At 40.0% G+C, this 9,973-nt stretch carries 8 protein-coding genes, 8 tRNA genes, 2 pseudogenes and 1 riboswitch; of the genes and pseudogenes, 7 read left to right on the forward strand and 11 right to left on the reverse strand.

Translation table 11 applies throughout. The annotated features are described in order from the left end of the window. Positions 1 to 44: 44 nt before the first annotated feature. The gene (locus JCM14505_RS07265; protein WP_054653739.1) at positions 45 to 332 is read right to left on the reverse strand and encodes a hypothetical protein; all 288 of its coding nucleotides are present in this window, start codon (positions 330 to 332) and stop codon (positions 45 to 47) included. Between the two features lie 1,949 nt (positions 333 to 2,281). On the opposite strand from JCM14505_RS07265, the gene JCM14505_RS07275 reads away from it, so the two are divergent. Continuing rightward, on the forward strand, positions 2,282 to 2,581 hold the full coding sequence (locus JCM14505_RS07275) for a helix-turn-helix domain-containing protein (RefSeq protein WP_235804954.1): 300 nt from the start codon (positions 2,282 to 2,284) through the stop codon (positions 2,579 to 2,581). Between the two features lie 261 nt (positions 2,582 to 2,842). Here the strand turns inward: JCM14505_RS07275 and JCM14505_RS09040 are convergent, their stop codons facing one another. Beyond that, a complete protein-coding gene (locus JCM14505_RS09040) occupies positions 2,843 to 3,142 on the reverse strand; it encodes a hypothetical protein (RefSeq protein WP_156249866.1) in 300 nt (99 codons plus the stop codon). Positions 3,143 to 3,166: 24 nt separating this feature from the next. Between JCM14505_RS09040 and JCM14505_RS07285 the strand changes: the two genes are divergently transcribed. From JCM14505_RS07285 to JCM14505_RS07305, 6 genes and pseudogenes are all read left to right on the forward strand, one after another. Next, on the forward strand, positions 3,167 to 3,604 hold the full coding sequence (locus JCM14505_RS07285) for a hypothetical protein (RefSeq protein WP_054653747.1): 438 nt from the start codon (positions 3,167 to 3,169) through the stop codon (positions 3,602 to 3,604). A gap of 11 nt (positions 3,605 to 3,615) precedes the next feature. Then, complete coding sequence (locus JCM14505_RS07290; protein WP_054653749.1) at positions 3,616 to 3,894, forward strand: hypothetical protein; 279 nt, start codon at positions 3,616 to 3,618, stop codon at positions 3,892 to 3,894. Positions 3,895 to 3,940: 46 nt separating this feature from the next. Further along, positions 3,941 to 4,468 (forward strand): Abi family protein, encoded by a 528-nt coding sequence (locus JCM14505_RS10165; RefSeq protein WP_263848974.1) that lies wholly within the window; start codon positions 3,941 to 3,943, stop codon positions 4,466 to 4,468. Positions 4,469 to 4,505: 37 nt separating this feature from the next. Then, on the forward strand, positions 4,506 to 5,069 hold the full coding sequence (locus tag JCM14505_RS10170) for an Abi family protein (protein ID WP_263848975.1): 564 nt from the start codon (positions 4,506 to 4,508) through the stop codon (positions 5,067 to 5,069). A 126-nt stretch (positions 5,070 to 5,195) separates the two neighbouring features. Then, positions 5,196 to 5,429, forward strand: a complete 234-nt coding sequence (locus tag JCM14505_RS07300) for a DUF3622 domain-containing protein (protein WP_054653751.1) — start codon at positions 5,196 to 5,198, stop codon at positions 5,427 to 5,429. A 145-nt stretch (positions 5,430 to 5,574) separates the two neighbouring features. Beyond that, positions 5,575 to 7,500: pseudogene (locus tag JCM14505_RS07305) on the forward strand (GTP-binding protein). 41 nt (positions 7,501 to 7,541) lie between these two features. Here JCM14505_RS07305 and JCM14505_RS07310 read toward each other — a convergent pair. The 9 genes and pseudogenes from JCM14505_RS07310 to JCM14505_RS07350 form a co-directional block, all read right to left on the reverse strand. Further along, positions 7,542 to 8,881 (reverse strand): annotated as a pseudogene (locus tag JCM14505_RS07310) (uracil-xanthine permease family protein). Positions 8,882 to 8,967: 86 nt separating this feature from the next. After that, positions 8,968 to 9,065: riboswitch (purine riboswitch) on the reverse strand. Positions 9,066 to 9,199: 134 nt separating this feature from the next. After that, positions 9,200 to 9,283: transfer RNA gene (locus JCM14505_RS07315), tRNA-Leu, on the reverse strand. A gap of 14 nt (positions 9,284 to 9,297) precedes the next feature. Beyond that, positions 9,298 to 9,368, reverse strand: a tRNA-Cys gene (locus tag JCM14505_RS07320). Between the two features lie 28 nt (positions 9,369 to 9,396). Further along, positions 9,397 to 9,471 (reverse strand) — tRNA-His (locus tag JCM14505_RS07325). Positions 9,472 to 9,485: 14 nt separating this feature from the next. Continuing rightward, positions 9,486 to 9,556, reverse strand: a tRNA-Trp gene (locus JCM14505_RS07330). Positions 9,557 to 9,566: 10 nt separating this feature from the next. Further along, positions 9,567 to 9,639 (reverse strand) — tRNA-Phe (locus tag JCM14505_RS07335). 25 nt (positions 9,640 to 9,664) lie between these two features. Beyond that, positions 9,665 to 9,737: transfer RNA gene (locus JCM14505_RS07340), tRNA-Val, on the reverse strand. A gap of 8 nt (positions 9,738 to 9,745) precedes the next feature. Continuing rightward, a tRNA-Glu gene (locus JCM14505_RS07345) sits at positions 9,746 to 9,817 on the reverse strand. Positions 9,818 to 9,826: 9 nt separating this feature from the next. Then, a tRNA-Ser gene (locus JCM14505_RS07350) sits at positions 9,827 to 9,918 on the reverse strand. Positions 9,919 to 9,973: the final 55 nt, after the last annotated feature.

Genomic DNA, 9,973 nt, shown 5'->3' on the forward strand with positions numbered 1-9,973 from the left:
ATTCTCCCTTCTTGTACTCGTCCAAAGTACCATTAAGAGTTGAGCTAAGCCCACGCATGCTCGATAGCGTTTGAGATTTGTTCAAGTTGTACGTCCGTAAAACTTAATTGGTCAATTTCGTGTTCCAAAATATTCCAAGCCTTAAGCGCTTGAGTCTTTCCATCCATGATCTTTGCCGAACTCAACTTTTCAACCGAAACAACGGGATCCTTAGCCAGTAGATCTAGCGTTAAAGCAATAGTCCGCGCCTTGTCATTCCGATTAAGGTAACCCCCAATAGCACCTACTATGGCAACTAAAATTGCCGTCAAAATAGTTGATAATAGTTCCATTTCCTAATCCCCCTTACATCATGTTCTTCCAGGCGAGCAATCCGAACTGAGTGATCATCAATCGTTTCAGAAAAGTTAGCGCTTTCTCCCGTGGTTAAAATCAAGGAGTTCTTAATCACTTACATACGAACGAAAATAGAACTAACAACCGTACCATGCTTGATTTCGTACCCACTTGTGGGCATATCGATATATTTGTTTACCCGTTCCCAACGAACAACTTCGTTACCGCTTGCTGCCACTCGACTAATCCCTAAAACAATTGCCGATTGTTCAGCATCAAAGTAACTTATCCGTTAATTTGTTTAACTGGAAACGTTAAGCTTCCAGCTTTAAATTTTTGTAATTGATTATTCATACTATTGCACCTCCTAAAATTACAACGAAATGGATTAATTAAAAATAAATCTAAACAATTGTTTTTGATAAAAGTTAGAGTTACCCAACTTTCATACCGAGTTTATTTGTAAAAAACTGCATAATAACCGAGAGATATACCCCGTAAAAATCTGTAAGTTTTTTTCATCGCTCGCATGCTAGTAACTAACTTTCCTTATTCCCACGAAGTTACGGTTGCTTGACTCACCCCAATAGCATTATCCAGCTCTTTCTGAGATAATACTTTACTGTAACACAACATCCGTAAATTAGGTTATGGCATCGTACCACCTCCTTGTATGATTTATAATTAACTCATCTCCAGCGAAAGGAGGTGAGAACATTGAAAAAGAAAATTACTAATCTCATAACCATTGCGGTAAATATTTATCTAACCGGACTAATATTGTCAAATAGGAATTTTATGTCAAATTATATAAACGAAAAAGGGACTATTAATTCTGCTTTTGAAGAACTACTTAAGCTTCCTCTAATTACTAACACAATACCCGTAGCCGGCACGTTCGTAATTCTACTTAGTACGCCGTTTTTAGTTATTAAAATAATTGAAATTATATTCCACGTTGACGCGGTTTTGTTCAAAGAAAATCTATTCCAGATTTACTTTATCATTTCAATTGTTTTATCAATGCTTATTACTCTCACTCAAAAACAGTTTGAGTTTTTGGGTAGCACGATATCCTTTATTCTTATATTCATACACTTTTTCCCGAAAGACTTTGCAAATTCTATTAAACCTATCAACTCCGATGAGAAAAATAAAGTTACGAGTAGCCATATAAAGAAAAATCCATTCAAGAGAAATTGATAAAGCTATTCCAAACATCGCGAGAGTGTAATAAACAATTGCGTCAGTTCCCCGTCCTTATAAATAAGTTAATTAATTCAATAATGAAAACCCCAATCATCGCAATTAATATTGCTTTTCGTTCATTTTATGGTCCCAATTTAATTGTCTCCTTATACTTCCGTTTTACTACCCCATTCTATTTCAACCACCAAATCACTCCAATTAACCCAATCATGATTAATACTGCAATCTCCCAATGGATTTTAAACTCAATTTTTAAATCAGTGTGGCCATCAGGTTTATGAACCTTCCGAACATCAATCATTTTAAAATCACCTTTCATCCGTGATTATTGTTATGGTAAACTGGACACCAAAGAGGCGGGGGTCAATCAAATTTTCCGCCCCTTTGGTTATTTAGAATTCGGCTTCTATCCAAATCTTAATTAAGATTGGAAAGCCAAACTCCATATGGATCTTCAAGCTCTTCGGTTTAAATCGCTTGAAGGTCTTTTTTTTAGTTTACTCATAACTCCATCCTTCCCTGCTTTGTTAAGGTCTGCATCAACCTTACGAACAATATATTATCAAGTTGAATTTATATAGTCGATGTTTTTTTACTATATTTTTTTTATATTTAACAAAATTTATTTTATTCTCTATAAACAAAACTTTATAATTATAGACAACAAATAAATTATTGAATCGAGGATAAAACCATGATTGGTAACAGAATAAGAACATTAAGAAAAGAGAAGAGAATGTCACAAACTGAACTTGGTAAGTTGGTAAACGTATCTCAGCAAACAGTTACCGCATGGGAAAACAACAAAGCCGAACCAACAAGCGGGGCTGTTACCCGCTTAGCAGAAATCTTTAACATCTCGACCGATTACTTGCTTGGTGTTAAATCAGGCACTGCATCCGCAGACAAAGAAAACACACTCACCGAAAACCAAAAACTCATCGCCTACTCAATTGATCCAGACATTACTGACGAGGAACGCGAAGACATCATGCAGTTGGTTAAGATTGCGATGAAGAACCGCCGACGGATTTAGCGCAAAATAAAAAGCACCAAAGGAGGTGCTCGTTAAGAAATATGAACTTAAATAAATTATTAGGGAGTGTTGGAGCCTCTTTTGTTGGCCTTCTCACTACTTATCTAGGAACTATATTCAATAGTAATTTAAATCACGTAACTGTAACTTTATATTTTGTTTGCGCTTTTTTGGCTATCGCCTTAGTAATTTTTATTTACGATGACTTTTCAATGCGATTCAATGCATTTAGCAAAAAATTACTATCGAATAACCAAGAAATTAGCACAAAAAGCCCCTCAAAAAAACGATTGATAATGAAAATGAAGACAAATCTACTCTTAACCAGTTAAACAAAAACATTAGTGATGAGTGAAGAATAATAAGAGCCCAATACATATTACATAAAGAACGGGATGAAAAAAATCCTACAAAAGCAAATTCTTGCTTAAGACTAAATATTTCTTTAGATAAAATGTCAATGCGATCGTGCAACTGTTGCACTTCATCATCTTTAATTGTGGTTACCTCGACGGTAATAACCCTCTTTTCTTGTTTTGAAGTTAATTTTTCATTATTCATATAATTACCTCACAGGAGAAAACTATGGAACTTAATACTAATTATATCAATAAAATTGGAACTATTTATCCGATAAATCCCGACAACGAGCAGCCGATGTACTACATCAATTATGATAAAGCACCGTTAAAATATCAAATTAATCTATACTTCTCGCTTATAGCGATAGAAATTAACCGGAATTACATCCTTCATCTTAATATTAAATCATCAGACGGCCTAACAAAGGTGGACACTGATCTAAATGTTAACGGGAAAGAATTGCTTGAAGAAAATCGAATTAATGAAGCAGGGCTAACATCTGGAACATTTACGGTTAAAAGTTCCATATTCAGGGTTAATGAAGGGGTTAACTTCTATAACGTAAATCTTGTACTAAGGGATGCGGAAACTGGTATTATATACGATTCTTCAGATACTCATTTCGTAACCCGACAAGACCCAGATGTAATCAACAACTAAGGTGCTTGCCTATGAAAGATTTAGAACGCATCGAAGATATGTATCCTGAATTAAGGTTCTGGTTAATTGATGTCCCTAACCCCCACTATCATGGACATATTGACGGCAATGACGTTTACTTAAATGCCAACCACGATGATTTAGACTGGCTCAAGACCGCTCTACACGAATGCAGCCATTGGGAATTTGATAATGGTGATCTATCAAATAGAAATGAACATCGAGTGTTGATTGCTGAAAAATGGGCTAATTATGCCGCTGATCACTGGCCGGTAGGAATATTAGGATAACGATTAATTTAATATAATGAGTTATTAGGAACGATTAAGAACAATTATGAACGAAAAAGCATGTAAAAGTATTGACTATACTACTTTTGTTTGCAATAATATAGTTAATCAAGTTAAGTGGTTGCTGTGCAACCGTACCTTAAGGGACATGTTTTTTTACATGTCCCTTTTGCGTTTAATGGAGAAAATTATGAATAAACCTTTCTTACCAGTTGAAAAACAGATTGAACAATTGAAAGTAGAACGTGGATTACTGTTCCAAAACGAGGAAAGTGCAAAAGAATTACTTCTTAGATATGGATATTATGAAATAATCAATGGTTACAAGGAACATTTTATGAATAGTTCTAAAGATGATAACGAAGGATTTAAAGAAGGAACCACTTTTGAGCATATTTACTCGTTGTTCACTTTTGATAGAAACTTACGAACTCAAGTAATGTCATCTCTCGAAACTTTTGAACTAAGTCTACGACAAGCCGTTGCATATACAGTATCCGAAAACATTTCATATATGCAAGATGAATATATGAATAGAAACAATTACACTTCTGGAAAAAAAGCAATATATTAAATCAGCCAAAAGAAAGATGTATCCCATAGACCATCTCATGAATATTTTAAAAGGAATTTCTAAATCAGACGCTGAACCATTTAAACATTATCGTGAAGAAAATGGTAATGTACCTCCTTGGATAATTGTTAAAAAGCTAAATTTTGGTAATTTAATATGGTGGTACAAACTTTTAAAAGGTCCCGAAAAGCGGTCAGTTAACGCACGTTTATTTGGAATCAATCCTAATTTAGTCGAACTTAATGAAAACCTGTCGTCTGTAATTTCTCCATTATTAGAATTATATTTGGATTATAGGAATACGGCTGCTCATGGCGGGCGAATATATAATCACAGAACAAAAGAACACGAGTTGCCCTATAACCAACTTCTCCATAAAAGGTTATTAGAAATTGATGAAAAAGAATATCGGTTAGGAAAGGGGCGCAGTAGATTAGGTGTTGTTTTACGTTCATTACAATTATTTAAAAACACAGATCCATCGATAGAATTAAAGGCTGCGATTTCTGTCCATTTAAATAATTATTTAAAATTATATCCTGATGATAAAGAATACATTCTGAGTCATCTAGAATTAACCGATGACGATATAAAAATTTAACATACTCTAAAATAAAAAACGCCCTGCCGAGTTAGCAAAGCATTAACATATCACATAAAGCCGTCTTAATTGACGGTTTTAAATTTAACCATCATCGAACGTATGTTTGAAAAAAAGGGGGGAATCATGGCGCAAGTAACAAAACGTGGCTCGAAGTGGCAAGCTAGGATTCAATGGCGTGATTCTAATAAAAATTATCGTCGCACTAAGTCTAAGTCCGGATTTAATACTAAAGCAGCTGCGCGTGAATGGGCCATCGAAGAAGCGGCAAAACTTAATAAAGGAGTTATGTTGTTTTCTACTAAATCAATCTTTGTAATTTTCATTATCCTTTCCCACTTCTCACCTCATGGTCTTTAAATCATTACTCCACATCATCTTTACCAACCTATTTTACTCATAAGTTAGTAAATCACTGGGCGGTTTGCCTACTTTTCAAATTTATTTACGAGTCTGTTAAAATAAAACTGATCATTACAACTAACTTTAAAAGGAATACCGAATTATGAAACACATTGTAATGGGAATCGTCGCCCATGTCGATGCCGGCAAGACGACGCTTTCCGAAGCCTTATTATACCGTGGTGGCACCCAACGGACCCTCGGCCGGTTGATAACGGGAATGCCTTTTTAGATACCGCTAAGCTTGAAAAACAACGGGGGATTACGATTTACTCCCACCAAGCCGTTGCCCAATTCGATGAGCTGTCACTGACCTTATTGGACACCCCTGGCCACGTCGACTTTGCAGCCCAAACGGAGCAAGTCCTTCCCGTCCTTGATTATGCCTTATTAGTAGTTTCGGCCACGGACGGGATTCAAGGATCCACTCGCTTGTGGTGGCGCTTATTGCAAGCTGCCAACATTCCTACGTTCATCTTCATTAATAAGACCGATAGTCTTGGCGCTAATGTGACTGGCGTTATTGAGCAATTACAAACCGAATTTGACGCGGGCTGTTTACCACTCACGTCTGACAATTATGAAGCCATCGCCATGACCGATGAAGCCGCGCTAGATGAACTACTGAGCACTGAAACATTAGCTGATCCAACCATTCAACGGCTAATTGACCACCGGCATGTCTTCCCCGTTTATACCGGGGCAGCGTTGAAATTAGCCGGGGTTGACGAATTAATTGCCGGCTTAACCCATTGGACTTCACCGCTGACTCCAGCATCGAATGCCTTAGCGGGACGAGTGTTTAAAATTTCCCATGCGCCAACTGGTGAACGCCTAACCTGGCTTCGGGTAACTGGTGGTACGTTACAAGCCAAAACGGAGCTTTTGCCTGGGGAAAAAAATTAATCAAATTCGTTGCTATAATGGGGCAAAATTCACGATTGCCAATCAAGTTCCCGCCGGCCAAGTGTGTGCCGTCACGGGTCTAACCCAAACTTTTCCAGGGCAAGGAATTGGGCTGAGCCCAGATGTATCGTTAAATCAGATTCAACCCGTTTTAAACTATACCGTCGAGTTACAGGGTAATGATCCCCATCGCGTCCTCGCAGCCCTGCGTGAACTTGCAGATGAGGATCAGCACCTCAACGTCCAATGGAGTGAAGAACTGCAGACGATTAGCCTCCAAATTATGGGCGCAGTGCAGCTTGAAATTATCCAAGCTCTCCTCCAAGAACGCTACCAATTGACAGTCGCCTTTACTGATGGCCAAATCATTTATCAAGAAACCATTACCAAGCCAGTCGAAGGGGTTGGTCACTTTGAACCCCTGCGCCATTATGCCGAAGTTCACTTGTTAATCGAACCGGCGCCACGTGGGAGCGGGATTACCTTTGCCCAAGACTGTAGTGTTGACGTTTTGAAGCACAATTGGCAAGAACGGATTATGACCAGTTTACACGCCAAACAACACCGCGGCGTCTTAATTGGGGCGCCCTTAACCGATGTTAAAATCACCCTCATTAACGGCCGGGGGCACTTAAAGCATTCCGAAGGGGGCGATTTTAATGAAGCTACTTGGCGCGCCGTCCGCCAAGGTTTAATGATGCTTAAAACTAAACAAGCTTGTCAACTCCTCGAACCTTGGTATGCCTTCCGTCTCCTCGTACCGAACGAGCAAGTTGGCCGGGCCCTTAATGACATTCAACAAATGAACGGTACCTTTGCACTGGCGGAACCAACTGACACCATGCAATTAATTACGGGGACCGCGCCAGTGGCCACACTCCGCGATTATGCCACAACAGTGCGAAGTTATACCCATGGGCAAGGATCAATTGAATTAACCTTGGCTGGTTATCAACCGTGTCACAATGCCGATGAGATCATTACTGCGACTAACTACAACCCCACCGCTGATTTAGCTAACACCCCCGATTCGGTCTTCTGTGCGCACGGAGCTGGTTATCCCGTTAAATGGGATCAAGTTCCGGCCGCGGCGCATGTTCCCTACCAATATCCAATTGCATAACAAAAGGCTTGACCCAATTTTGGGGGATCAAGCCTTTTATATTATGCCCATGCTTTTGGTCGACTTGGCATTAACAGGTTTAAAATAATTGCCGTAAACGCCGCAACTGCAATTGGTGATCCAAGCAGATATTGAACCATTTGCGGTGCTTGGTGCACGATTTTAGTTGGTAATAAAATCATCGCCATCGTTAACACAATTGGAATACCAATGATATATAAATCACTTTCGCCCGTTTCAGTCCGCCGAATTACATTTAATCCATTTAACATAATGGTCACGGTAATAATCGCGAAAAATCCCCCAATCACGGCCGCCGGGATGGCAGCTAACAAGGCGGATAATTTCGTAAAGAACCCAAGCACGATAAACCAAATCGAAGCAGCTACAAAGACGCGCTTACTAGCCACCCCCGTAATCGAAATAATTCCGGCATTAGTTGAGTAACCAGTCACTGGCGTGGTTCCCGTTAAAGCAGCGACTAAACAGCTTAAACCTTCACCAATTATCCCCCGATTCCATTGGCGCGGGGTGATTTCATGGTTAGTTACCGCCCCCATGGCAAACCAGGTCCCCGTTGTTTCAGTCGTTAAAATGGCGTAAATGACTAACATTGTCAAAATGGCTGCCCCATCAAAATGAATTCCCCAATGTAAAACGGTTCGGGATGGGAGCCCAACCCATGGCGCTTGGACCACGGATTGCCAATCAAAGATGCCGAGAAAATTGCTAACCACCGTCCCCACTAACAAAGCAATTACGATTGAAGATGTTTTAAACAGTTTTTGCACCCGGGGAAAGCGGATACTGAGGGCCACACAAACTAACATCGTGGCAGCCGTCACACTCGCTAATAGCATGTTGGTATAAACATTGCCACTTGCTAAGAAAACATTATCATTTAGTGCTGACGGAATTAATGACAACCCCACACAGGTAATAATCGTCCCGCCAACGACGGCTGGGACTAGCCGATTAATAATTTTTTTGAAAGATCCCCGTGGCGCCTAAGATCATCAAAGCTAAGGCCCCGATTAATAACGCCCCGATTAAGGTTGCCATCCCACCATGAGCTAAGCCACCAATAGCGGCGACAATCCCCGCGGCCGCCCCTAACGGAACAAATGACGGTCCTTGGGAAACCGGCATTTTCATCATCCAAAGCGTTTGAATTAAGGTACCAATTCCAGCGGCTAAAAAAAGTTGATTGTAAGAGCCCCGTGGCGTCCGCACTCCCCATCATCATCGCGCCAGCTAAAATAATCGGTGGGACATATACGTCCATCGCTAAAACATGTTGTAATCCTAATAACGTTGCCTCGCGATTTGAAATGTAATCATCAGGGCCAATTACTAAAGAACTATTAGTGGTAGTAGTCATTCTTACTCTCCTTCAAACAAAACCAACTAAAACAAAAAAACCGAAGAATTCCATTTGAAATTCTTCGGACTATGAATTAACGATTGAACTTTTATCAACGCATTCGTAGTCCAAGAATAACGGTCTTGGGTAGAAACTGTCAGCCATAATATGACAATATACAAATGGAATATCTATTAATATGTTAAGGAGTATACCTTAGTCTTAAACCAATGACAAGAGTATAATTAACTGAAAAACGTTTTTATTTTATTAATCTAAAAAAAGACGGAAGAAAAAAATCTTCCGTCTTAACTAAGAAATCTATACCGATTTAAGTGCCTCCGGTGGGGGTCGAACCCACACTCCCAAACGGGAACTGGATTTTGAGTCCAGCGCGTCTGCCAATTCCGCCACAGAGGCATAATCTAACTAAAAGGTGGTAACCGGATTCGAACCGGTGATCGAGGTTTTGCAGACCCATGCCTTACCACTTGGCTATACCACCAGATAGTATAGATTATCAAAGTAAAAAGGGCGGTATATGGGATTCGAACCCATGCATGTCGGACCCACAAACCGATGTGTTAACCAAACTTCACCAATACCGCCATATTAAATTAAGCAGGGATAGTAGGAATCGAACCCACAATGACGGTTTTGGAGACCGTAGTTATACCGTTTAACTATATCCCTATAATAAGAGTGGCGCGGGACGGAATCGAACCGCCGACACACGGAGCTTCAATCCGTTGCTCTACCAACTGAGCTACCGAGCCGAAACAACAACTATTCAGTTGTTAATGGGGGATACAGGGCTCGAACCTGTGACATCCTGCTTGTAAGGCAGACGCTCTCCCAACTGAGCTAATCCCCCAAAATAAGTGACCCGTACGGGATTCGAACCCATGATACCACCGTGAAAGGGTGGTGTCTTAACCACTTGACCAACGGGCCATATTACAATGGAGAGTAAGGGATTCGAACCCTTGATACAGGCTTTAACCCGTATACAGCATTTCCAATGCTGCTCCTTCGGCCAGCTCGGACAACTCTCCAATATCCAAGCCCTGACACATTTGTCAGGTGCCAAAGCTTGTGTTCGCATGGCGA

This window comes from Limosilactobacillus equigenerosi DSM 18793 = JCM 14505 (assembly GCF_001311375.1).
In the GTDB taxonomy this organism is placed as follows: Bacteria; Bacillota; Bacilli; order Lactobacillales; family Lactobacillaceae; genus Limosilactobacillus; species Limosilactobacillus equigenerosi.

Coding starts and splice junctions, on each gene's coding strand:
- JCM14505_RS07265 (WP_054653739.1), bottom strand. CDS start 332: ATGGAACTATTATCAACTATTTTGACGGCAATTTTAGTTGCCATAGTA.
- JCM14505_RS07275 (WP_235804954.1), top strand. CDS start 2,282: ATGTCACAAACTGAACTTGGTAAGTTGGTAAACGTATCTCAGCAAACA.
- JCM14505_RS09040 (WP_156249866.1), bottom strand. CDS start 3,142: ATGAATAATGAAAAATTAACTTCAAAACAAGAAAAGAGGGTTATTACC.
- JCM14505_RS07285 (WP_054653747.1), top strand. CDS start 3,167: ATGGAACTTAATACTAATTATATCAATAAAATTGGAACTATTTATCCG.
- JCM14505_RS07290 (WP_054653749.1), top strand. CDS start 3,616: ATGAAAGATTTAGAACGCATCGAAGATATGTATCCTGAATTAAGGTTC.
- JCM14505_RS10165 (WP_263848974.1), top strand. CDS start 3,941: ATGAACGAAAAAGCATGTAAAAGTATTGACTATACTACTTTTGTTTGC.
- JCM14505_RS10170 (WP_263848975.1), top strand. CDS start 4,506: ATGAATATTTTAAAAGGAATTTCTAAATCAGACGCTGAACCATTTAAA.
- JCM14505_RS07300 (WP_054653751.1), top strand. CDS start 5,196: ATGGCGCAAGTAACAAAACGTGGCTCGAAGTGGCAAGCTAGGATTCAA.